21 protein-coding genes are annotated in these 22,558 nt (G+C 55.3%); 6 read left to right on the top strand and 15 right to left on the bottom strand.

Annotated elements, in window-relative coordinates; translation table 11 throughout:
- Window positions 1-87: 87 nt before the first annotated feature.
- Window positions 88-408, top strand: a complete 321-nt coding sequence (locus AB8516_RS11005; protein WP_108291838.1) for a sulfur globule family protein — start codon at window positions 88-90, stop codon at window positions 406-408.
- 232 nt (window positions 409-640) lie between these two features.
- On the opposite strand, the gene AB8516_RS11010 is transcribed toward AB8516_RS11005, so the two are convergent.
- From AB8516_RS11010 to AB8516_RS11020, 3 genes are all read right to left on the bottom strand, one after another.
- The gene (locus AB8516_RS11010) at window positions 641-1,183 is read right to left on the bottom strand and encodes a thioredoxin fold domain-containing protein (RefSeq protein ID WP_108291840.1); all 543 of its coding nucleotides are present in this window, start codon (window positions 1,181-1,183) and stop codon (window positions 641-643) included.
- A 33-nt stretch (window positions 1,184-1,216) separates the two neighbouring features.
- Window positions 1,217-1,663: a single-stranded DNA-binding protein gene (gene ssb, locus AB8516_RS11015; RefSeq protein ID WP_108291842.1), complete on the bottom strand. Its 447-nt coding sequence runs from the start codon at window positions 1,661-1,663 to the stop codon at window positions 1,217-1,219.
- Window positions 1,664-1,729: 66 nt separating this feature from the next.
- Entirely contained in the window at window positions 1,730-3,109 is a 1,380-nt protein-coding gene (locus AB8516_RS11020; protein WP_369160588.1) for an MFS transporter, read from the bottom strand.
- Between the two features lie 85 nt (window positions 3,110-3,194).
- Between AB8516_RS11020 and uvrA the strand changes: the two genes are divergently transcribed.
- Window positions 3,195-6,014 carry an excinuclease ABC subunit UvrA gene (uvrA, locus tag AB8516_RS11025; protein ID WP_108292010.1) on the top strand — a complete coding sequence of 940 codons (2,820 nt, stop codon included), beginning with the start codon at window positions 3,195-3,197 and terminating at the stop codon, window positions 6,012-6,014.
- A 20-nt stretch (window positions 6,015-6,034) separates the two neighbouring features.
- Here the strand turns inward: uvrA and AB8516_RS11030 are convergent, their stop codons facing one another.
- A complete protein-coding gene (locus tag AB8516_RS11030; protein WP_108291846.1) occupies window positions 6,035-6,628 on the bottom strand; it encodes an NAD(P)H-dependent oxidoreductase in 594 nt (197 codons plus the stop codon).
- Between the two features lie 261 nt (window positions 6,629-6,889).
- On the opposite strand from AB8516_RS11030, the gene gorA reads away from it, so the two are divergent.
- Both gorA and AB8516_RS11040 read left to right on the top strand, forming a co-directional pair.
- The gene (gorA, locus tag AB8516_RS11035; RefSeq protein WP_369160590.1) at window positions 6,890-8,242 is read left to right on the top strand and encodes a glutathione-disulfide reductase; all 1,353 of its coding nucleotides are present in this window, start codon (window positions 6,890-6,892) and stop codon (window positions 8,240-8,242) included.
- 29 nt (window positions 8,243-8,271) lie between these two features.
- The gene (locus AB8516_RS11040; RefSeq protein WP_369160592.1) at window positions 8,272-8,913 is read left to right on the top strand and encodes a hypothetical protein; all 642 of its coding nucleotides are present in this window, start codon (window positions 8,272-8,274) and stop codon (window positions 8,911-8,913) included.
- Window positions 8,914-9,130: 217 nt separating this feature from the next.
- Here AB8516_RS11040 and lspA read toward each other — a convergent pair whose 3' ends face one another.
- The 5 genes from lspA to murJ form a co-directional block, all read right to left on the bottom strand.
- Complete coding sequence (gene lspA / locus AB8516_RS11045; protein WP_108291850.1) at window positions 9,131-9,598, bottom strand: signal peptidase II; 468 nt, start codon at window positions 9,596-9,598, stop codon at window positions 9,131-9,133.
- A gap of 23 nt (window positions 9,599-9,621) precedes the next feature.
- Window positions 9,622-12,444, bottom strand: coding sequence for an isoleucine--tRNA ligase (gene ileS, locus AB8516_RS11050; RefSeq protein WP_108291852.1), 2,823 nt, complete (start codon window positions 12,442-12,444; stop codon window positions 9,622-9,624).
- A 378-nt stretch (window positions 12,445-12,822) separates the two neighbouring features.
- A complete protein-coding gene (gene ribF, locus AB8516_RS11055) occupies window positions 12,823-13,764 on the bottom strand; it encodes a bifunctional riboflavin kinase/FAD synthetase (RefSeq protein WP_108291854.1) in 942 nt (313 codons plus the stop codon).
- Between the two features lie 108 nt (window positions 13,765-13,872).
- Window positions 13,873-14,361: a hypothetical protein gene (locus AB8516_RS11060; RefSeq protein WP_369160595.1), complete on the bottom strand. Its 489-nt coding sequence runs from the start codon at window positions 14,359-14,361 to the stop codon at window positions 13,873-13,875.
- A 169-nt stretch (window positions 14,362-14,530) separates the two neighbouring features.
- The gene (gene murJ / locus AB8516_RS11065; protein ID WP_108291858.1) at window positions 14,531-16,072 is read right to left on the bottom strand and encodes a murein biosynthesis integral membrane protein MurJ; all 1,542 of its coding nucleotides are present in this window, start codon (window positions 16,070-16,072) and stop codon (window positions 14,531-14,533) included.
- Window positions 16,073-16,331: 259 nt separating this feature from the next.
- Here murJ and rpsT point away from each other — a divergent pair, with 259 nt between their 5' ends.
- The gene (gene rpsT, locus AB8516_RS11070; protein WP_108291860.1) at window positions 16,332-16,592 is read left to right on the top strand and encodes a 30S ribosomal protein S20; all 261 of its coding nucleotides are present in this window, start codon (window positions 16,332-16,334) and stop codon (window positions 16,590-16,592) included.
- An 87-nt stretch (window positions 16,593-16,679) separates the two neighbouring features.
- Here rpsT and AB8516_RS11075 read toward each other — a convergent pair whose 3' ends face one another.
- From AB8516_RS11075 to AB8516_RS11100, 6 genes are all read right to left on the bottom strand, one after another.
- Window positions 16,680-17,531, bottom strand: coding sequence for a CAP domain-containing protein (locus tag AB8516_RS11075; RefSeq protein WP_369160597.1), 852 nt, complete (start codon window positions 17,529-17,531; stop codon window positions 16,680-16,682).
- 301 nt (window positions 17,532-17,832) lie between these two features.
- Complete coding sequence (proB, locus tag AB8516_RS11080) at window positions 17,833-18,957, bottom strand: glutamate 5-kinase (protein ID WP_369160599.1); 1,125 nt, start codon at window positions 18,955-18,957, stop codon at window positions 17,833-17,835.
- 44 nt (window positions 18,958-19,001) lie between these two features.
- On the bottom strand, window positions 19,002-20,075 hold the full coding sequence (cgtA, locus tag AB8516_RS11085; RefSeq protein WP_108291866.1) for an Obg family GTPase CgtA: 1,074 nt from the start codon (window positions 20,073-20,075) through the stop codon (window positions 19,002-19,004).
- A gap of 150 nt (window positions 20,076-20,225) precedes the next feature.
- Entirely contained in the window at window positions 20,226-20,483 is a 258-nt protein-coding gene (rpmA, locus tag AB8516_RS11090) for a 50S ribosomal protein L27 (protein WP_108291868.1), read from the bottom strand.
- A gap of 12 nt (window positions 20,484-20,495) precedes the next feature.
- Entirely contained in the window at window positions 20,496-20,807 is a 312-nt protein-coding gene (gene rplU, locus AB8516_RS11095) for a 50S ribosomal protein L21 (protein WP_069124837.1), read from the bottom strand.
- Window positions 20,808-21,042: 235 nt separating this feature from the next.
- Window positions 21,043-21,960 (bottom strand): cation diffusion facilitator family transporter, encoded by a 918-nt coding sequence (locus AB8516_RS11100; RefSeq protein ID WP_108291872.1) that lies wholly within the window; start codon window positions 21,958-21,960, stop codon window positions 21,043-21,045.
- A 345-nt stretch (window positions 21,961-22,305) separates the two neighbouring features.
- Here AB8516_RS11100 and AB8516_RS11105 point away from each other — a divergent pair, with 345 nt between their 5' ends.
- Entirely contained in the window at window positions 22,306-22,551 is a 246-nt protein-coding gene (locus tag AB8516_RS11105) for a hypothetical protein (RefSeq protein WP_108291874.1), read from the top strand.
- The last annotated feature ends 7 nt before the right edge of the window (window positions 22,552-22,558 follow it).

Here is a 22,558-nt window from a genome sequence, read left to right on the forward strand (position 1 = left end):
TTTTAGTATTTGCTAATATTCTTTCGCTCCATAAGTGACGCAGTAACTACTTTACAACTTTTTCAAACACAAACTGAGGAACAACTCATGTCCAAAATCGTAAAAATCGCAGCCGCTGCTGCTCTGATCGCCGCTTCCGCTTCTGCTTCTGCATGGTGGGGCAATCCTTGGAACAACGGCTGGGGTAACGGCAATGATTTCATGGGTGACGGATTCGGTGACGGAGACTTCTCTTTCAACATGAGCGGTAGCGCTCGTGGCGCCGGCAACGGTTACGGCCGTGGCTACAACAACTACTACAACCGTCCTTACTACGGTTACGCCCCTTACGGCGCTCCTTATGGCGCTCCCGTTGCTCCTTACGGCGCTCCTGTTGCTCCTCAGGCTGCCGCCCCTGAAGCCAAGTAATCAGCTTCCAGCGTGAGCTTGCATTGAGTCCGTTAGCCGGACTCAAACACAAAAGCGGACTTCGAGTCCGCTTTTGTGTTTATACATAACGATTAGATTTTCAGCGGGCCTTCTGTAGAAGTCGAACAATCTTACTGGGCCATGATCTGCTGCGGATGCGGTGAATCAGCAAATCTCTTAGCATCGCTGTTCGCTTCAGTCACGATTACGGAGGTCCAAGCCCGGCATTCCGCTACAGATCCCAATGTGGATCAGTACCCAGTTGGTCTGTTTTATTGGTTTTATAACGATAGGGTTCGCCCTGTTTAACCGCTGCCAAGGCATCCTTGAGGGATACATCAAGATAGTAACCATACATCTCGATTGTGTTGACGCCGAGCATTCGTTTATGCACTTCCTTGCCCTGGTGATCCAGAAACAACAGGGTTGGGGTTACCCAGGTGTTGTAGTTCGAGGCAATGCTGCCCGGATAAACACTGTTACCCTCAAAATCGATGACATTTTCCCCAACGTCAATCAGCAGTTCGGTGATTATGACCTTGTCGTCGTAGTCTCCGCTGACCACCATCGGGTTCAATATCTCCCGCTTGAGCTGCTGACAAAAGGGACAATGGTCCTGGGAAACCATCAGCAGTATCGGTATCTTTTCGTCGCGGGCCTTTTTCACCAACTCGGTAAAATCACGCACCACCGAGACCGTTTTGCTGCGCCAATCGGCCGACATATCATCAACGATCAGCAAGGTCAGTATCAGTACAGTCAGCAGCCGGGGCATTATCTGTCCAGAATCCGGGGCTGCTAACAGGCCCTAGAACGGAATATCATCATCAAAGTCATTATCCGGCACTGAGGTGGGTGCCGACTGCTGGGGCCGGGAAGCAGCCTGAGCCTGCGGAGCATCGAATGAGGCTGTCCCGCCACGGCTGTCGAGCATCTGCATCTCGCTGGCCACGACTTCTGTGGTGTAGCGGTCCTGTCCGTCCTGCCCCTGCCATTTGCGGGTACGCAGGCTCCCCTCCACGTAGACTTTCGATCCTTTCTTCAGATACTCGCCGGCAATCTCGCCCAGGCGGTTGAAGAAGACCACCCGGTGCCACTCGGTGCGCTCCTGCTGTTCACCGGTACTCTTGTCCTTCCAGCTCTCGGAGGTCGCCAGGGTCACGTTGGTGACGGCGCCGCCGCTGGGCATATAGCGGGTCTCCGGGTCCTTGCCCAGGTTGCCAATCAGGATTACTTTATTGATTCCTCGAGCCATTGGTAGTTCTCCAGTAGTGTTGCCGCCCCTTCCGTTGGGGTCTTGATTCTGAATCTGAGGTGCAGTCTACCCTTGCACGGCATATCCATCTAGGACTTCTTGATCCACCCGCTTCAAATCAACCTTGAGATAGGCGACCCGATCCTCCGGTATGATGACCGCCTCGGCGACACCGTCGAGATTTTTCAGCTCCCCTTCCAACAGAAAAGCCTGATCCTCGTCCAGCAATCCCACCGGTATCAGGTAGTTACTCAGGTAGTCGGGCTCAGACATGCCCCAAGCCACCAGCAGCCAGATCGCGGCCATGGCCGCACAGAGCAGGAAGGTACCGTCGATCCCGTAGCGGGTATGAAACCAGCCACCCAGGGCGCCGCCCAAAAATGCGCCCATGAATTGTGAACTGGAATAGACTCCCATGGCGGTTCCCTTGCGCTCGCCGGGGGCAATCTTCGCCACCAGTGAGGGGAGTGTCGCTTCCAGCAGATTGAACGCGGTAAAGAAGATCAGCAGACCCAGGACCATCCCGGCAAGCGAATCGTGATAACCGAACATCAGCATAGACGCGCCGACCAGGGCCGCCACGCCGCCGATGAAAACCGGGCGCATGCGGCGACGGCTCTCCGCCAGAATCACGAAGGGAATCATGGCCGCCATCGACAACAGCATCACCGGCATATAGACCCAGGTATGGGCGTTCTCCGCCACCAAGGCCCGCAACGCCAGCGGGTAGGCGAGAAACATGGCGGTGAGCGACATGTGCAAGGTCATGATACCGAAATCGAGACGCAGCAGCTCAGGCTCCCGCAGGACCTTGCCGAACTGTCCCGGCACCGCTTCGGCATCCCGGTGGAAATGGCTCTCTGCCGGGGTGGGTACGACAAATACAACCAGGCCGATGCCACCCAGCGCCAGCACCGCCGTCAGCCAGAAGATTCCCGGCACACCGATCCAGCTGTTGAGAATCGGCCCCATCACCATCGAAACCGCGAATGCAATCCCGATACTGATACCCAGGATCGCCATGATGCGCAGGCGACGCTGCTCCCGGCTGAGGTCCGCTGCCAGTGCCATGATGACCGCCGCAATGGCGCCACTGCCCTGCAGGGCACGCCCCAGGATGATCTCGTAGATCGTATCCGCGCCGGCCGCTACCGCACTGCCCACGGCAAATATCAGCAGTCCGGCGATCAATACCGGTTTACGCCCGATCCTGTCCGACAGCATGCCGAAGGGGATCTGCAACAGCGCCTGGGTCAGGCCGTAGATACCGATGGCGAGCCCGACCAGCAGTGGCGTGACATCCGGCAGCTCCTCTGCGTAGATGGCGAATACCGGCAGGATCATGAACAGACCCAGCATGCGCAGGAAAAAGAGTCCGGAGAGGGAGTAGGCCGCCTGTCGTTCTACCGCATTCAATCCAGTATCGTTGCCACGCCCACTTCTCATCAAAACTTTGCTTTGCCTGTGAAATAAAAGAGGGCGTATAGTATCAGGTTCGCTCAATTCAATGCAGTACTACCTCAATAAGTTTATGGACACCATCAGTATTCGCGGCGCCCGCACCCACAACCTGCAAAACGTCGATCTCGAACTGCCGCGGGACAAGCTTATCGTCTTCACCGGACTCTCCGGTTCGGGTAAATCATCACTCGCCTTCGATACCATCTACGCTGAGGGCCAGCGCCGCTACGTGGAGTCGCTCTCCGCCTATGCGCGGCAGTTCCTGTCATTGATGGAGAAGCCCGACGTGGACCATATCGAGGGACTCTCGCCGGCGATCTCCATCGAACAGAAGAGCACCTCCCACAATCCACGTTCCACCGTCGGCACCATCACGGAGATCTATGACTATCTGCGTCTGCTGTTCGCCCGGGTGGGGACACCCCGCTGCCCCGAGCACGACACCACCCTGGAGGCACAGAGCATCAGTCAGATGGTCGACCAGGTGCTGGCGCTGCCCGAGGGCGAACGCATGATGCTGCTGGCGCCTGTGGTGCAGGAGCGAAAAGGCGAACACCACAAGCTACTGCAAGAGCTGCATGCCCAGGGCTATATCCGGGCACGCATCGACGGTGAAGTGTTCGAACTCGATGATGCCCCCACCCTGGAGCTGCACAAGAAGCACACAATCGAGGTGGTGGTCGATCGATTCAAGATACGTGAGGATCTCGCCACCCGTCTGGCGGAGTCCTTTGAGACCGCCCTCAACCTGGCCGATGGGCTGGTGCGGGTGGCCTGGATGGACGGCAGCCAACCGGAGCTGCTCTTCTCTTCCCGTTTTGCCTGTCCCCATTGCGGCTATAGCCTGACCGAGCTGGAGCCCAGGCTGTTCTCCTTCAACAACCCGGTCGGCGCCTGCCCCACCTGCGACGGCCTCGGAGTGGAACAGTTTTTCGATCCGGCAAAGGTGGTCGCCCACCCGGAACTCTCTCTGGCCGGTGGCGCGGTGCGTAGCTGGGACCGGCGCAACGCCTACTATTTTCAGATGATCACATCCCTTGGACGTCATTGCGGTTTCGATCCTGAAACCCCCTGGGAGACCCTGACGAAAAAGGTACAGAAAATCATTCTGCAGGGCAGCGGCCGCGAAGCGATTGAGTTCAGTTACTACAATGAACGGGGGCGTTCGGTGAAAAAGCGCCACCCCTTCGAAGGGATCATCCCCAACATGGAACGGCGCTACCGGGATACCGAGTCCAACGCGGTACGCGAGGAGCTCTCCCGCTATATCTCCAGCCAATCCTGTCCCGATTGCGCCGGCACCCGACTGACCCAGGCGGCGCGGCATGTGTTCATCGACAGGCACAACCTCCCCCAGATCACCTGCATGCCCATCGGTCTGGCCAAGCACACTCTTTCGTCCCTAAAACTGCCAGGGAAGCGGGGCAAGATCGCCCAGAAGATCCTCAAGGAGATCGATCAGCGGCTCCACTTTCTGGTCAATGTGGGGCTTGATTACCTGACTCTCGACCGCAGTGCGGAAACCCTCTCCGGGGGCGAGGCCCAGCGCATCCGCCTGGCCAGTCAGATCGGTGCCGGCCTGGTCGGCGTCATGTATGTGCTTGATGAACCCTCCATCGGCCTGCATCAGCGTGACAATCAACGTCTCCTCGACACCCTGACCTACCTGCGGGATCTGGGCAATACAGTGATTGTGGTGGAGCATGACGAAGAGGCGATCCGCAGCGCCGACCACGTGGTCGATATCGGCCCTGGAGCCGGCATCCATGGCGGTCGCATCATCGCTCAAGGCACTTCTGACGAGATAGCCAAGAGTAAGAACTCACTGACAGGGGAGTACCTGAGCGGTAAACGCATCATCGACACCCCGGCTTGCACCAACGCGATCGATCCGGCACGCAACCTGGAACTTCTCGGTGCCAATGGCAATAATCTCAAGTCGGTGGATCTGGCGATTCCGGTAGGCAGTTTCTGCTGCATCACAGGCGTGTCGGGCTCCGGCAAATCAACCCTGATCAACGACACCCTCTACCCGATATGTGCCGCCGCCCTGAACAAGGCCAACACCACCCCCGCACCCTACAGTGAAATACGCGGGCTCGATCATTTCGACAAGGTGGTGGACATCGACCAGAGCCCAATCGGCCGTACCCCCCGCTCCAATCCCGCCACCTACACCGGGCTTTTCACCCCGATCAGGGAACTCTTCGCCGGCACCCACGAAGCCCGCTCCAGGGGATATACACCGGGGCGTTTCAGTTTCAATGTCAAGGGCGGGCGCTGCGAGGCCTGCAGCGGCGATGGGGTGATCAAGGTGGAGATGCACTTCCTGCCCGATATCTATGTGCAGTGCGATGTCTGCAAGGGCAAACGCTACAATCGCGAAACCCTGGAGATCCGTTACAAGGGTAAAAGCATAGACCAGGTGTTGGGGATGACGGTTGAGGAGGCTCTGGCCTTCTTCGATGCGGTGCCGGCAATCAAACGCAAGCTGCAGACCCTGATGGATGTGGGACTCTCATACATCTCCCTGGGACAGAACGCCACTACCCTCTCCGGGGGCGAGGCGCAGCGGGTCAAGCTATCCCGCGAGCTCTCCAAGCGGGACACCGGCAAGACCCTCTACATCCTCGACGAACCGACCACCGGACTCCACTTCCACGACGTCAACCATCTGCTGGAGGTGCTGCACCGGCTGCGTAACCACGGCAATACCGTGGTGGTGATAGAGCATAACCTGGATGTTGTGAAGACCGCTGACTGGATCATCGACCTGGGACCCGAAGGTGGTGACCGGGGCGGTGAAATCGTGGCCCAGGGAACCCCCCTGCAACTTGCGGACAACGCTGACTCGCACACGGGGTGTTATCTGAAAAAACTCAAAAAATAGATGGTTGAGGCGCGTCAGTCTCAGTGCCATCCCTGCAGTGCACGCCGAATAGTGTCACTGAATTGCTCGATGCGGACTGTATTCAAGTTCTCACTCTTGTAGAGGCAAAGATAGGTGAGTTTGCTCCTCTTGGCGCAGGTTCCCAGTAAAGCATATTTAATTACCCGCCTCACCGGTTGCCGCAACAACAGCCGGTCCACCCACCAGGGCGAACCCAAAGTCGTAATCACAAGCACCCGCCTCAAGCGGTCCAATCGCGGTTTGATCGGACCGAAATCACTGGCATGATCATAAGCGAAGCCAGGCGCCCAGACCCGGTCAAACCAACCCTTCAGTATGGCGGGAAAACCAAACCACCAGGTTGGAAACAACAGTACCAGCCCTTCCGCCTCGCACAAACGCTCCAGCTGTTCTGCAATATCCGAAACGTGATAGCTGCCGCTGTAGTAGCTGGCTCGTTCGTCCACTGTGAGCGCCGGATTGAAACCCTGGCCATAGAGGTCTTCCGTCGAAATCTCATGACCCATATCCTTCAACTGAGCGATCACCTGGCGGGCAAACTGCTGGCAAAGACTCTCAGCCAATGGATGAGCCGTAACAACAAGGCACTTCATGCGCTTTTCCCGGTCCTACTATCTACTGTGCGGATTTGATTATACGTGTCCCGATAGTGATTCCTATATTTTACCGGTTGAGGCACTCTTTGCTGTTGAGGGTCGATACGGGTTAGACGGGTCATCGGTTACCGAATAAGCACGCTATCGCCTCCAACCGATAAACAACAGGATCAAGAATAGACGTCGATACTCCATCGGGTCTGACCATGGAACGGGATACTCAGCGTTTGACCACAATACCGACAGTAAGGTTGAAACATGACAAAACAGTACGATTTAATCGCCATCGGCGCGGGCAGTGGCGGACTCTCGGTGGCGGAACGTGGCGCCAAGTATGGCGCCAAATGCGCAGTTGTCGAAGCCAAGCGGATCGGCGGCACCTGCGTCAACCTGGGATGTGTGCCGAAGAAGGTGATGTGGTATGGCGCCGGGATCGCCCATACCCTACATGACGCCGCAGATTACGGTTTCGACATCGACGTAAAAGGCTTCTCCTGGGAGACCCTGAAGCGGCAACGCGACGACTATGTGGAAGGGATAAACAGCTGGTACCACACCTATCTGAAAGACTCCGATATCGATGAAATCACCGGTTATGCACGTTTCATCGACGCCCATACACTGGATGTGGAAGGTGAGCAGCTAAGCGCAGATCATATTGTCATCGCATCCGGCTCCTACCCGGTGGTCCCGTCTGTACCGGGCGCCGAATACGGTATCACATCGGATGGATTTTTTGCCTTGGAAGAGTTGCCGCAACGGGTTGCGGTTGTCGGCAGCGGTTATATCGCGGTTGAAATCGCCGGTCTGCTCAACGCAATGGGCGCGGATGTCACAATGCTGTTACGTGGCGAACAGCTGCTGCGACCATTCGACGCCATGCTGCGTGAATGCTTGATGGAGGAGATGATCAATGCCGCTATCAATATCGTCACTTCATCCCGGATCGGTGAAGTTAGAAAAGTGGCGAATGGGAAGCTGGACCTGATCTGTGCCGATACCGGGCAAAACATAGGCCGTTTCGATCAGCTTTTATGGGCGATCGGCCGGGCACCCGCGAGCAGCGGCCTGGATCTGGCCAATGCCTTCGTCACCACGGACAAACAGGGCTATATCCCCACCGACGCCTTCCAAAACACCAATATTCCCAATATCTATGCGGTCGGGGATGTCACCGGCCGGGCTCAGCTTACCCCGGTGGCCATCGCCGCCGCCAGACGACTGGCCGACCGGCTTTTCGGCGGTATGCCTGAACGCAAGCTCGACTATGAAGCAATCCCTACCGTGGTATTCTCCCACCCGCCCATTGCAACAGTCGGCCTGACCGAGTCGCAAGCAAGGGAGATTCATGGCGATGCGGTCAAGATCTATCAATCCCGATTCACCCCGATGTATCACGCCCTTACCCGACACCAGAGCAAAATGGCCATGAAGCTGGTTACCGTCGGAGCGCGGGAAAAGGTTATCGGTTGTCACGTCATCGGCAGCGGCGCGGACGAGATGCTGCAGGGCTTCGCGGTGGCAATCAGGATGGGTGCCACCAAGCAGGATCTCGATGACACCATTGCCATTCATCCGACTGCCGCAGAAGAGTTGGTGACCATGCGTTGAAGAGATGAGCTGAAAAACGGACAGACATCATGGATGTGGCTGAAACATCTCTTCAACCCGGATTCGGATCCCTTGGACTTGCCTATGCTATAGCCCTTTCCATTGGCCTTCATCTGCTATTGCTTTGGCTAACGACTAACTGGTTCCAAATCGAGTGGAACAGACATTCCCCGTCTTCTGCCAGGCAGCCTCTGCGTGTATCCATAACTCAGCCCCGAAGCATCCATGAGAGTACCCAACGACAAACCGGGTCGATTGAAACGGCAGCGGACCCTGCCCCGGAAGAAAAACCGCCACAGAAAAAAGATCCGCTTGCTGAAATTCAGGCCAAACCGGTGCCTCATCCCACCTCGACTTCAATACCACCCATATCCGGTTCGACCAGGGAGCGCACTGTAACAACCGCTCAAATCAGGCGAAGCGCAGCAGCCACCGCCCGTGATATGGCCAAGGACAATACGGGAGAACAGGCAAAAGAAGCTGACGCGGTATCGGCCACCCTCGAGCGGGTTTTGAACAAACCTCGTGAAACACCGGGTATCTATACACAAGCGGACGGTACCACCCGGGTAGTAACTGAACAGGGCTTTACCTATTGCATAAAGGCCCTCAATGACTGGCGTATTCTAGATCCTGGTGAAGACATGCGGGTATCGATGTATTGCAAGTGAGAACGAGAGATACACGCAGAGTGTGGTATATCGCATGGTGACGTTACTGGGTCTTATTATTTATTGCCAAGTTTAAGTCAACTGCAGGCGCCTGGCGGTTGTCTTTCGGAGTAGCGGCATGGATGCCGCGTAAGCCTCATCAGCACAGAGGAGTGCCGTTGGGGCGTCGGAGAAAGATAACCGTCAGGCGCCTGCTCGCTTTCAGTGTCAGATCAACTCACTCACGCCTTTTAGCCAATACCAGGGCGTCATAAAGCATGATGATCACCCCGATAGTGATCGCGGAGTCGGCCACATTGAAGGCGGGAAAGTAGTGTTGCTGATAGTGAAAATGGAGAAAATCTATCACCTGACCGAACAGAATCCGGTCGATGACATTGCCGATGGCGCCACCGATGATCAGGGAGAGGGCCACGGCGACCCACTGCTCGTCGCGTTTCAGGCGCCATAGCCAGCCGATCAACACGATGGTCACACCAATTGCCAATACGATAAAGAACCAGCGTTGCCAGCCGCCCTGATCGCTGAGAAAACTGAATGCCGCCCCCTTGTTGTAGAGCAGGGTGAGATCGAAGAAAGGCAACACTCTGACCGACTCATAGAGGGTCAAGGCCGACTCGGCCAGCTGTTTGCTCACCTGATCCAGCACTATCACCAGCAGCGATAGCCATAGCCATTGTGTCATCCTGTCACTCCTCATAGGCGCATTCAGGCAAAGCGGCGAGTCTCGCCAATCCCGACTACATTCTCGACACAGCGCCCGCAGAGCTGCGGGTGTTCGGCATTGGACCCGACATCCTCACGATGGTGCCAGCAACGGACACATTTATCATGGCTTGAGGCCGTGACCCTTACCGCCAGTTCCAGCTCCTCATCCATCGTCGCATCCGCCGGTTTCTCCTGCATGGGATATACCCGCGCCTCTGAAGTGATCAGGACAAACCGCAGCTCATCCTCCAGCTTATCCAGGGTTGTCTTCAGCTCATCACTGCAATAGATGTCGACCTCGGCATCCAGTGAGGAGTTGCCCTCGGCGCGGAACGCCTCCATCGCTTTGCCGACACTCTCTCTTGCCGCGACAACCCGCTGCCAAAATTCACGATCGAGACGATCATCGGCATCGAGCGGAAAGAGATCTTCATACCACTGCTCCAGAAACACGCTCTCACTGCGCTTTCCGGGCATGGACTGCCAGATCTCGTCTGCGGTAAAACTCAGGATAGGCGCCAGCCAACGGACCATCGCCTCGATGATATGATACATGGCCGTCTGACAGGAGCGGCGCGGCAGGCTGTCCGCCTGGGTTGTGTACTGCCGATCCTTGATGATATCGAGATAGAATCCGCCCAGCTCATTGACGCAGAAGTTGTGGATCTTCTGGTAGATGAGGTGAAACTGGTAGTTGGCGTAAGCGGCGACGATCTCCTGCTGCAGTTGCAGGGTACGATCAACCACCCAGCGGTCGAGTTCGATCATCTGCTCCGCTGCAATCTTGTTCTGAGCAGGATCGAAACCGTTGAGGTTGGATAACAGAAACCGCGCCGTGTTGCGGATACGCCGGTAGGCATCCGCAGTGCGTTTGAGGATCTCATCCGAGACACTCATTTCGTTGCGGTAGTCGGTTGCCGCCACCCAAAGACGAATGATGTCTGCACCCAGTGTCTTGAGCACCTTTTGCGGTGCCACCACATTGCCTAGGGACTTGGACATCTTGCGCCCCTCGGCATCCACGGTAAAACCATGGGTCAGCACCTCTTTATAGGGTGCGCAATCATTCATGGCCACCGAACTCATGAGCGAGGATTGAAACCAACCACGGTGTTGGTCGGAACCTTCAAGATAGAGATCGGCGGGATAGTGCAGTCCCTCCCGTGCATCCAGTACACAGTGATGCGATACACCGGAATCGAACCAGACGTCGAGGGTATCGGTGACCTTTTCATAGGCCTCTGCCCGGTCACCCAACAGGGTCTCGGGGGAGAGTTTGAACCACGCCTCGAATCCCTCTTCCTCAACCAGTTTCGCGACCTGTTCAATCAACTCCGGGGTCTGCGGATGGAGTTCGCCATCCTGTTTGTTGATGAACAGCGTGATGGGTACCCCCCAGGTCCGCTGCCGGGAGATACACCAGTCGGGACGATTCTCCACCATGCCCTTTATCCGTGCATGCCCCCAGTCCGGCATCCATGTCACATTGTCAATTTCGCGCAAGGCGGCCTGGCGCAGGCCATTCTGGTCCATACCGATGAACCATTGCGGTGTGGCGCGGAAGATAATCGGCGTCTTGTGCCGCCAGCAGTGGGGATAGCTGTGGCGCAGCCGCTCCTCGTGCATCAGGGCGCCGCGCTGTTTCAGGACATCGATCACCTTCTCGTTGGCCGCCAGGACATGTTCTCCGGCAAACAACTGCGTACCCTCCACGAAGCAGCCATTGCCCCCCACCGGGTTGTCCACCGGCAGATCGTAGCGAACGCCCACCATATAGTCTTCCAGGCCGTGGCCGGGTGCGGTATGTACCGCACCTGTACCGGCTTCAAGGGTGACATGCTCACCCAGTATCACCGGTACCTGTCGATCGTAGAAGGGGTGCTGCAGCTTCAAACCCTCGAATGCTTCACCCTTGGCATAACCCACCACCCGATAGTGCTCCACGCCATACCGATCCATGACATCCTTGAGCATCGCCTCGGCGATCACCATCCGCTCCTTACCGTGCCTGCCCTGGAACTCCACCAAGGCGTATTCGAGGGACGGATTCAACGCCACTGCCTGGTTGGCGGGCAGGGTCCAGGGTGTGGTGGTCCAGATCACCATCGAGATCGGCCCCTCGCCACACCCCTCGGGATTGTGGTGACAACGGGAGACCAGGTCATTTTCATCGATGACGTAGAAGCGCACATCGATGGCGAAAGAGTCCTTATCCTGATACTCCACCTCGGCCTCGGCCAGCGCGGAACCGCAATCGGTACACCAGTGAACCGGCTTATAACCCTTCTGTACATGGTTGTTGGCGACGATCCTGCCGAGGGAACGGATGATATCGGCCTCGAATTGATGATCCATGGTCAGATATGGATTGTCCCAGTCACCCAACACACCGAGACGCTTGAAGTCCTCCCGCTGCCCCTCTACCTGCTTGGCGGCATACTCACGACACGCCTTACGGAATTGCCCTGTGGTCACCTTCTTGCCGGGTTTGCCGATCTTCTTTTCCACCTGCAATTCAATCGGCAATCCATGACAGTCCCAACCCGGTACATAGGGGGCATCGTAACCGTCCAGGGTACGGCTTTTTACAATCACATCCTTGAGAATCTTGTTGACTGCGTGGCCGATATGGATCTCTCCGTTGGCATAGGGCGGTCCATCGTGAAGGATAAAACTGGGCCGGCCGGCGCTGACTTCGCGAATCCGATTATAGAGCTCTTTCTGCTGCCACTTTTTCAGCATTTCCGGCTCACGTTGAGCCAGATTGCCTCGCATCGGGAAATCGGTTTTTGGGAGATTGAGGGTTTGCTTGTAATCGCTCACTGCCGGCTGCCTGTTGTGGGTGCGAAAAAATAGCGTATTGAAACTCAAAATCGCGCTTGGCGCAAAATTTCCCGGCTCAACTACAACTGTTTCTGTCCGGTAAGCACTTCAACCTTTGCAGGCTCCAGGTGTTTGTCTTTCATAATAGCGGCAGGTAAACCGCGTAAGGCCAGTCAACACAGGAATGTGCTGTCGGGGCGTTGAAGAAAGAGAAGCATCTGGCACCGGCTGTCGAAGTGACACACGCTGAAGATATGCTTGGGTGTTAGTTTACAGTAGAAACGGATGAAATCGTCACTGAAAACAGCCGATTCATGCCAAAACAACCAAAAGCCCATCACAGTTGCACGCGTACACCCTGTTAACCACCGCTACCGCTCAGGGATTGTCGGCCACAGCCAATATCTCTCTGGCCTGTTCCGCATCCCGCCATATCTGCTGCCGTAGCAACTCGAAGGATTCAAATCGTTGTTCATCCCTCAGTTTTTGCACAAACTCCACGCTGACGTGTTCGCCATAGACATCCTGATTGAAATCGAACAGATGTACTTCCAACAGATAGCGGTTATCCCCTTCCACCATGGGTCGATTGCCGATATTGGCCACACCGGGCAGATCCTTGTCGCCTATCCCCTCGACTTTAACCGCATAGACCCCATGCAACGGACTCACCAGACGATGCATGTTGATATTCATGGTGGGAAAACCGATTGTGCGCCCCCGCTTATTTCCATGCGCCACCCGCCCGCATAGCCGGTAGGGTCTCCCCAGGCACTGGGCGGCACCGTTCAGGTCGCCGAGGGTGAGAAGTTCTCTGATCCGGGTGCTGCTGACACGATCCGCATCCACTTTATAGGTGTTCATGTTCTCAACTTCGAAACCGTGCTCCTTCCCCATGTTCCGTAAAAGATCGAAATCCCCCTCGCGGCCCCGACCAAAACGGAAATCGTCACCGACCGAGAGAAAGCGCGTCCCCAATCCCTCCACCAGCAACTCCCTGACAAAGGCCTCAGCCGGCATGGCCGCCAATCGCCTGTTGAACTCCAGCACCACCACACGCTGCACGCCGGTCTCCTGAATCGCCTGCAGCTTTTCCCGCATGCGTGTAAGCCTGGCCGGCGCGGAGGCTGCCTGAAAAAACTCACGGGGCTGGGGCTCGAATGTGACGACCGTGGTGGGCAGATCCAGTTCCGCTCCCATTTCCATGAGGTGGCGGAAGACCGATTGATGGCCCAGGTGAACACCATCGAAATTACCGATAGTGGCCACACAGCCATGATGATCAGGTTTCAGATTGTGAAGTCCACGAACTATTTGCATTGATTAACCGCCCAAACTCGAGCGGTCAATTATAGGGCCTGTAGAGGAATTGGGCATCCCCGATTGGAAAAATGCTCATGCCGCGCATCGCGGGTGTAATTACAGCTGCTAAAAAAACGCCTGCCAGGACAACTCATTGCCCTGACAGACAACACGCACCCATTCATCTGCTCTCAGGTGTCCGGTGGTCAACACGCTACTCGGCGTAGCGATCATGATTGAACACCATGTCTCCACCTGGTGCGCCCTGATGACAAGCGACACAGCCCTTTGCCATCCCTTTTCCGGATCGTTGGCCACAGCGCTCTTACTGACACCCTCACCACCATAGTTGCGTTTTATAATCAGAATATCGTCGTTAGCGCCCACCTTCAGCCTTGTGTCGATGGTATCGAGTATGGCCCCGTGGGGATGCATACCGGTATCGGGTGTAGACATGGTCGCTCCTTTACCGGTCAATCCTGCTGCGCTCATACCCGCCCAGATATCGGCAGCATAGTCGAGGTCATCCATGTTGCCGAAGAGAGCCGCAATGACAGTAGACGCACAACTTGCGGGGACATACTCCTCTCCAACTTGACCGGTAGAGATGCCCACCGCACCTCGATACTGATCTATACGCGTGAGAGAAGTCTATAGATTCAATTTCTTATCCTGATTTAAACAGTTCCCCGAGTAACTCGTTTGGGTTGAAAATTCAGAGTTTTTATCCTGTTCTTCCACACTCGATAGACTGATAGGTAAGTGAAATATGCAAAATCAGGCGCTATCGTTTTACACTGCGGAAATGGCCGGGACGGGCACCAAGGATAAACAGTGTCAGAAAGTAGACCATGATGGCTGAAGCAATCAGTCCGGCCAGCCACCATACCCTTGAAGCGCCGGAACCCGCCAGCCATTCGCTGATATCCCCCGCTCCCCACCAGATAAAGATCCCCATGGCCAAGGAGGCCAACAGGGTTCGCAATAGCAATGCCGCCCAACCCGCCGTTGGGGAATAGATCCCTCCTTTTATCAGCGCCCGAAAGAGCAGATAGGCGTTCAATCCGGAAGAAATTGTGGTCGCCAATGCCAATCCGGCATGGGCCAGGGGGAATACCAGTAAGATATTCAACACCATATTTACGCTCATGGCGATTACACCGATCCGCACCGGTGTCTTGGTATCCTGGCGGCCATAAAAGCCGGGGGCGAGGACCTTGATCAACATGATCGCCATCAATCCCGGGGCATAGGCCATCAGACTCTTTGTCGCCATCTCCACATCGTGATGATCGAAGGCATCGGAAAAGAAGAGTGTGGCCAACATCGGTCCCGCCAGTAGAAACAGACCTACCGCGGCCGGGAGCCCGAACAGGATATTCAATCGCAAAGCCCAATCAAGGGTGTGGGAGAAGGCCTGTGGCGAGTTTTCGGCATGCCGTCGTGAGAGTGTGGGCAGAATAACCGTACCCAGGGCCACACCCAGCACCCCGACTGGAAACTCCATCAAACGATCCGAATAGTAGAGCCAAGAGATACTGCCGCTGACGAGAAAGGATGCAATCAGGGTGTCGAGCAACAGGTTGATCTGACTGACAGAGACACCGAACAGTGCAGGCACCATCAGACGCATGACACGTACCACACCCGGGTCCTTGAATGCCACTCTGGGTCTCGGAAACAGCTTAACCCGCCAGAGGAATGGCAACTGAAACATAAACTGTACAATACCTGCTATCAGCACCCCCCAGGCCAGCGCCACAATCGGCCTCTCCATCATAGGGGAAAGCCAGATAGCACACCCTATCAGGGAGAGGTTCAACAGCACCGGAGTAAAGGCCGGCACCCAGAAGCGGTTATAGGTATTGAGAATACTGCCGGCGAAGGCGGTCATGGTGATAAAGAAGAGATAGGGGAAGGTCAGGGTGAGCATCTCCACAGTCAACTCATATTTACCCTCACTCTCATTCCAGAATCCCGGCGCGAATATCATTACCAGGATCGGTGCCGCGACCACCCCAACCAGGGACACCAGCAGAACAACCAGCCCCAGTGAGCCCGCCATATGATCGGTGAACGTCTGAAGCTCCAGCTTGTTCCGCTTGGTCCGGTATTCGGTCAGTATGGGCACGAACGCCACTGAAAAAGAGCCTTCCGCAAACAGTCTGCGCAGGAAATTGGGGATTTTAAAGGCGACAAAGAAAGCATCTGTGGCGGCACTGGCGCCGAACCAATGGGCGAACACCAGGTCCCGTACAAACCCGAGTATGCGTGACAGCATCGTATGGCTGCCCACTGCGGTAAAGGCGCGAAAAAACGAGGCCAGGATAGGGTCCTTCTAAATTGTGTGAAAGAAACGATTCGCCTATCTGCGGAGCAAATCGGTTTCAACCCCCCGGCGAACACCCGCGTGCCTCACCGAGAGGCCATTCCAATGCCCGACTTGGGCAATCCAGATGCCTGAATGCACCCGCAGAGGCGACCATACCAGCAGAACAGAAAAGGATCAAAGATGTTGACACGGTGGAGAATATTAGGGAGAATTCGCCCCCTTTAAAAAGCTAGTTTCATCCCAGGAGAGAACCTTGGCCAACTCAGCCCAAGCACGAAAACGCGCCCGCCAGGCCGACAAAAGGCGTAGCCGGAACCAGGCTCAGCGCAGCGAAATGCGTACCCATATCAAGCGGGTACTCAAACAGATCGCAGCGGGATCCAAAGAGGGCGCCGAAGAGGCCTACAAACAGGCTGTACCGGCGATCGACAGCGCTGTCAGCAAAGGTCTGGTCCACAAAAACAAGGCAGCACGCCATAAAAGCCGCCTGAATGTCCAGATCAAGGCCATGTGAACAATCACTGAATCAGAAAAAAAAACCGGCCACTGGCCGGTTTTTTTTGCCTGGCATAAAGGCTCCCGCCGGATGCGGAATCGATTGCTACTCTACCCCTCTGCGCCGATCCAGCAACAACAAGCCAATTACACCGCAACCCAATAACCAGAACGCGCCAGGCAGAGGTACGGGCGCCACGAGGTCATCACCAGTGAAGTCCTGGGTCCAGTAGGCGTGTAGCGGAAAGGATATCTCACCGTGATCCCCCAGGATAGGGATTGTATCGCCCGGCTCCCAGAAATAGCCGACCCCGATCTCGTCAAACAGGACACTGAGAATGTTCTCTCGATGGCCGTGGCTACCCATCCAGCCACCGTCTCTCTGGTTATTGGTGGTTTGCCTCATAAAGTCATGCCAGGCATTCCACCCATCACCTGAGACGCCCATGCCCACATCGTCCCAACTGATCCAACTCTCCTGTGAGTTGGCAAAAAAGAATGCGTTCAGCTCATCCAGCTCAGCTGTGCCGTACATGACACTCCGCGCGGCATCCAACGGTTGCATCTCAACGGCGGGCGGGGAGGTGCGTCCATGCCCCCCGGCGATGTTCTCACCGCCGTATGTCCAGCCGATATGGCCGGCCTCTCTGATACGATCGACGAAGGTGGTGCCATTGCTGCCTGCAAGTGTTGTATGGCTGAAAAAGTTGTTGTCGGCCATTGACTGTGAGTGGCCCAGTGCCGAAGCATGGAGTTGTTCATTCTGAATCAGGTGAGGCAGATTGTTGATCGATCGTTGCTGGTTGACCAGGTCAAATACAGCTGCCTCCCGAGGTGACCAAACCGCAGCAAAGGAGCCGATCGGCGTGGCAAGCCCTGTAATTAAGGACAAACCTAAACAGAGTATGCGCCAACTTGATTTACGACTATCACACAATCCATTAATACATAGTTCCATCTATCCCGCTCCTTGAGATCGTGTATATGGGATCCCTACTTATTGATAAACCATCATCATGCTAATTTCAGTACTTATATTGTGATCACTCTCATGGCGCCGGTAAAATCCAATTCCGTGATCACGCACACACTTCAATTCTTTGTAACCAAATCCTTAAACCGGTTCTTGAGATTATGGAGATTAAGGTAAGTTTCTTTATCTCGAATGGATATACAGAAGGGATTAATATCACCGCTTTGGTGGTGTCGATTCAAACGTTGTTCAGCGTTCAATTCCATTGAAACGACGCCTGCTCGTCTCACAGCAAGACGAGATTATCCCGATGGATGAGCTCATCTTCATCCACATAGCCGAGCAGCTCCTCAATCCGATGACTGGGCTTACCCATGATCCGCAAGGTCTCCTGGGCATTGTAATTAACCAGGCCACGGGCTATCTCGCTACCGGACCGATCAAGACAGACCACCACTTCACCGCGGGCAAAATCGCCATCCACTCTACACACGCCGACAGCCAACAGACTACTGCCTTGCTCGCGCAGTACACGTACCGCGCCATCATCCAGGACAAGACTACCGCGTGGCTGTAGCTGACCGGCCAACCACCGTTTTCTTGCCGCCTGGGGCTCCTGCACCGGCACCAGCAGGGTACCCACCGTTTCGCCCCGACTGATCGCCTCCACAACCCTGTTGCGTAATCCGGAAGCGATCACTGTCCCGGTGCCCGAGCGGGCCGCCAGCCTGGCGGCCCGCACTTTGGTAACCATACCGCCAAGTCCGAGTCCACCGACACTCCCTCCTGCCACAGCATCGAGTTGAGGATTATCGACCCGGGTCTCATGAATCAGACTGGCTGAAGGATTAAAGCGGGGATCCGCATCAAACAGACCCTCCTGATCGGTCAGTAAAACCAACAGATCGGCCTCGATCAGGTTCGCCACCAGGGCGGCCAGGGTGTCATTATCCCCAAAACGGAGTTCATCGGTGGTCACGGTATCGTTTTCATTCACCACCGGTACGACGCCCAACTCGAGCAGGGTGCGCAGTGTCGAGCGGGCATTCAGGTAACGGGAACGATCATCGAGATCGTTACGGGTCAGGAGGATTTGCGCCGTATGTAGTCCATACTTTTGAAAACAGGCCTCCCAGGCATGCACCAGGCCCATCTGACCGATCGCCGCAGCCGCCTGCAGCTCGTTCAGATTATGTGGACGGTTACTCCAGCCCATACGACTCATACCTTCCGCAACGGCACCCGATGAGACCAATAGAATCTCATGCCCGGCATGCCGCAGGGCCGCCATCTGCTCGACCCAGCCGGAGAGCACACCGTGGGAGAGCCCTTTACCGTCAGCGGTAAGCAGCGCACTGCCGATCTTTATCACCCAGCGCTTGGAAGTCGCAATCTTTTCCCGGGAAATCATCAATCTGTCACCGTTAAATTTTTGGGATCCCTCTCAACCCTCTATCAACTTCGCAGCGGATCCCAGGGGCTATCCTCTCTCTCATCATCAATCGGCCTTTCATCCTGCAAAATAGTTTCCAGCCGCTGCATGAGAGCGCCGATGAGATTTTTTACCCCCTCTCCTGTGACGGCGGAGATCCCATATACAGGTCCCTCCCACTGAATGGCCTCGAGCAGCTCTCTACGCCGTTCCTGGAATGCTTCATCAGGCAGTAGATCCTTTTTATTCAGTACCAACCATCGCTCCTTGTCCACAAGCTCCGCTGAATAGCGTGACAACTCCTGTTCGATCTGCTTCACCTCGGCGGCACAATCCACACTGCTGTCCAAGGGAGCGATATCCACCAGGTGCAGTAGCAGACGTGTGCGCGACAGATGCTTGAGAAACTGCAATCCCAGTCCGGCGCCCTCTGCCGCTCCCTCGATTACACCGGGTATATCCGCCACCACAAAACTGCGTTCGCTCCCCAGACTCACCACACCCAGATTGGGGTAGAGAGTGGTAAAGGGGTAATCCGCCACCTTTGGCCGGGCACTGGAGATACGGCTGATCAGACTCGATTTTCCGGCATTCGGCATCCCCAGCAGGCCCACATCCGCCAACAGGATCAGTTCAAGATGGAGCTCTCGCCGATCCCCCGGCGTACCGTGTGTGAACTGCCTCGGGGTACGGTTGGTGCTGCTCTTGAAATGTATATTGCCGATCCCCCGTTCACCCCCTTTCGCCACCAGAAGCTGCTGCCGATGGGTCATCAACTCACCCAGCAGTTCGCCGGTCTCCTCATCCAGCACCCGTGTTCCCACTGGAACCCGTATAAACAGATCCTGCCCTTTACGCCCGCTACGCTCACGCCCCATGCCATTCTGTCCACGTTCCGCCTTATGGGTTCGTTGGGTACGAAAATCGACCAGGGTGTTCAGGCCGCTGTCGGCGACCAGGTAGACACTACCGCCGTTGCCTCCGTCACCCCCGTCCGGCCCACCCTTGGGGATATATTTCTCACGGCGAAAACTGGCACAACCATCACCTCCGTCACCGGCTAGGACTTTAATTTTGGCTTCATCGACGAATTTCATGATTCAGCTTACCTTCAAGCATTTGTGGTAACCCTATTCGGGAACAGCTGAAAACCACATGCCAGGCAGTCCCTACCGAAGTAGACGGGTCCAAAAACTAAAAAGCCCCGTCGATCGACGAGGCTTTATGTGGCTCGACTACGAACCGGCCTACTCGGCGACAACGCTCACATATCTGCGATTGCGTGGTCCCTTCATCTCGAACTGAACCTTTCCATCCGCTTTCGCAAATAGGGTGTGGTCCTTTCCTATACCGACGTTGACACCGTTATGGAACTGGGTGCCGCGCTGGCGAACGATGATGTTACCCGCCTTGACTGACTCACCGCCGTAGATCTTTACACCCAGGCGTTTGGATTCTGAATCGCGGCCGTTTCGTGTACTGCCGCCTGCTTTTTTATGTGCCATCTGACTCTCTCCTCAGCCGCTGATGCCGGTCACTTGAAGTTCGGTGTACCACTGCCGGTGCCCCTGGCGCTTCATGTGGTGCTTACGACGGCGGAACTTGATGATCTTGACTTTCTTGCCCCGGCCGTGGGATTTAACGGTTGCCGTAACTTTCCCGCCATCCACATAAGGCGTTCCGACCTTGACGTCATCACCGTTGGTGATCATCAATACTTTGTCCAGCTCGACGGAGGCGCCCTCATCAGCGGTCAGCATTTCAACCTTGATGGTGTCGCCCTCAGAAACACGATACTGTTTTCCGCCGGTTTGAATTACCGCATACATTGCTTGAATCCCCGAAAAAATAGCGTTATGCCCCGCCAGACATCCGGGCGAGGTAAAGAGCGGGAATTCTACCTACAAGGCCCATGCCGGTCAACCACCTTGAGCAGAGCCCCCTCCTGGGCGCAATCCTATCACCTGGCTCCATAGTCACAGTATCCCTTTAAAGGAAACCCGTTCGGCACAGTGAGATTTCGATTGGCTGGACCAGCGACCAGCCAACCACTTTCACGAACCGCTAACTATTTGATGAAAAACGCTTTTCAGCCTCGATAAAGATCCTCTTCACTTGTGGAAAATGTTGTTTGATCATACCGTCCATGCCGCCAATCGCCCGCTCCACCTCATCCGCAGAGACGCTGTCCCTGAAATCGACACTCATGTTAACCAGCACAAAGTCCGGACCCATATGCATGGTCAGTACCTCGTTGACGTACTCTACCACGTCGATATCGTTTGCCATTTTCCGTATACCCTGCACGACAGCCTTGTTGGCACTCTCGCCAATCAACAACCCCTTGGTCTCATAGGCAAGCCAGACGGCGGTACCAACCAGGATCAAACCGATGATGATTGACGCTGTACCGTCGAACAGATAGCTACCGGTTATCTGGGTCAACGCAACACCCGCGAAGGCAACGATGAGTCCCAGCATTGCCGCTGTGTCCTCGAACAGAACCACGAATATCGAAGGATCCTTGGCACGCTGCACTGCCTCCAGATAACCCCATTTACCTTTGGCACGGGAAAATTCACGAAATGCGAACAGCCAGGCAGCCCCCTCAAACACCATCGCCAGTCCGAGTACAATGTAGTTGATGAGGGGATTGGCGATCGGCTCAGGATGCTGAAGGTGCTTTATGCCTTCATAGATGGAGATGCCCCCGCCCAGCGCAAAGATCAGGATGGCGACGATAAAGCTCCAGAAATAGATCTCCTTGCCGTGCCCGAACGGAAAGGCCTCATCCGCCGGCTTCTTTGATCTGGCGATCCCGTGCAACAAAAGTCCCTGGTTGCCGGTATCGACCATTGAGTGGATCCCTTCCGATAGCATCGCTGAACTTCCGGTAACGAAGGCAGCGGCGAATTTAGTGATGGAGATCAATGAGTTTCCAATCAGTGCCGCATAGATGACCTTTTTTGAGCCCGATGCCATTCATTCACTCCCATAAGATGTCTAACAACTCCCATCGACACGGTCTCAACCACGTCGGATTGGCCAGTATGGCCATTCATGATCGACGGGGACTACTGCAGCCAGATGGCGAGCCCCATGAGCGTATGCCAAATAATCATTTTATTCTCATACGACAACCTCAATGTTACATTTCGTTAAATATATGGCTATTAATTAATCAAGGTCATCCCAAATAGGATGCCTCAAAAATCAATAACCATAAAACAGTCTCTCTCATCAACACAAAATGAAGGTTTGACTTGCGTGGAACGGGAGATGGGCAAGTTAAAAAGTAGCTAACCGGGTGATTGTGGGGATCGATATATGACATATGAAAAACGTACTGGCGAGCGGGCAATTCCGGGTAATTTAAAGGAGATCTTGACTGAGCTGCAGATGATGTCCCTCAACAAACTTTCGAGTTTCGGCTGGGAGTTGTTCTTTGTTCGCCGCCCGCTTTTTCAAGAGGTTGTACCTGTAGTCAGAAGGCATGACGGGATACAAATCGGCGTGCTTGAAGCGGACGGGCATATCAACATGAAGCCGGAGATTGTTCTGCGAAAAACTTAATGAACTG

The sequence above is a fragment of the Candidatus Thiodiazotropha sp. LNASS1 genome (genome assembly GCF_964212655.1).
In the GTDB taxonomy this organism is placed as follows: Bacteria; Pseudomonadota; Gammaproteobacteria; order Chromatiales; family Chromatiaceae; genus Thiodiazotropha.

What these genes read in the sequence shown, in the direction of transcription:
- AB8516_RS11005 (WP_108291838.1), top strand. Translation starts at nt 88, where the DNA reads ATGTCCAAAATCGTAAAAATCGCAGCCGCTGCTGCTCTGATCGCCGCT.
- AB8516_RS11010 (WP_108291840.1), bottom strand. Translation starts at nt 1,183, where the DNA reads ATGCCCCGGCTGCTGACTGTACTGATACTGACCTTGCTGATCGTTGAT.
- ssb (WP_108291842.1), bottom strand. Translation starts at nt 1,663, where the DNA reads ATGGCTCGAGGAATCAATAAAGTAATCCTGATTGGCAACCTGGGCAAG.
- AB8516_RS11020 (WP_369160588.1), bottom strand. Translation starts at nt 3,109, where the DNA reads ATGAGAAGTGGGCGTGGCAACGATACTGGATTGAATGCGGTAGAACGA.
- uvrA (WP_108292010.1), top strand. Translation starts at nt 3,195, where the DNA reads ATGGACACCATCAGTATTCGCGGCGCCCGCACCCACAACCTGCAAAAC.
- AB8516_RS11030 (WP_108291846.1), bottom strand. Translation starts at nt 6,628, where the DNA reads ATGAAGTGCCTTGTTGTTACGGCTCATCCATTGGCTGAGAGTCTTTGC.
- gorA (WP_369160590.1), top strand. Translation starts at nt 6,890, where the DNA reads ATGACAAAACAGTACGATTTAATCGCCATCGGCGCGGGCAGTGGCGGA.
- AB8516_RS11040 (WP_369160592.1), top strand. Translation starts at nt 8,272, where the DNA reads ATGGATGTGGCTGAAACATCTCTTCAACCCGGATTCGGATCCCTTGGA.
- lspA (WP_108291850.1), bottom strand. Translation starts at nt 9,598, where the DNA reads ATGACACAATGGCTATGGCTATCGCTGCTGGTGATAGTGCTGGATCAG.
- ribF (WP_108291854.1), bottom strand. Translation starts at nt 13,764, where the DNA reads ATGCAAATAGTTCGTGGACTTCACAATCTGAAACCTGATCATCATGGC.
- AB8516_RS11075 (WP_369160597.1), bottom strand. Translation starts at nt 17,531, where the DNA reads ATGGAACTATGTATTAATGGATTGTGTGATAGTCGTAAATCAAGTTGG.
- proB (WP_369160599.1), bottom strand. Translation starts at nt 18,957, where the DNA reads ATGATTTCCCGGGAAAAGATTGCGACTTCCAAGCGCTGGGTGATAAAG.
- cgtA (WP_108291866.1), bottom strand. Translation starts at nt 20,075, where the DNA reads ATGAAATTCGTCGATGAAGCCAAAATTAAAGTCCTAGCCGGTGACGGA.
- rpmA (WP_108291868.1), bottom strand. Translation starts at nt 20,483, where the DNA reads ATGGCACATAAAAAAGCAGGCGGCAGTACACGAAACGGCCGCGATTCA.
- rplU (WP_069124837.1), bottom strand. Translation starts at nt 20,807, where the DNA reads ATGTATGCGGTAATTCAAACCGGCGGAAAACAGTATCGTGTTTCTGAG.
- AB8516_RS11100 (WP_108291872.1), bottom strand. Translation starts at nt 21,960, where the DNA reads ATGGCATCGGGCTCAAAAAAGGTCATCTATGCGGCACTGATTGGAAAC.
- AB8516_RS11105 (WP_108291874.1), top strand. Translation starts at nt 22,306, where the DNA reads ATGACATATGAAAAACGTACTGGCGAGCGGGCAATTCCGGGTAATTTA.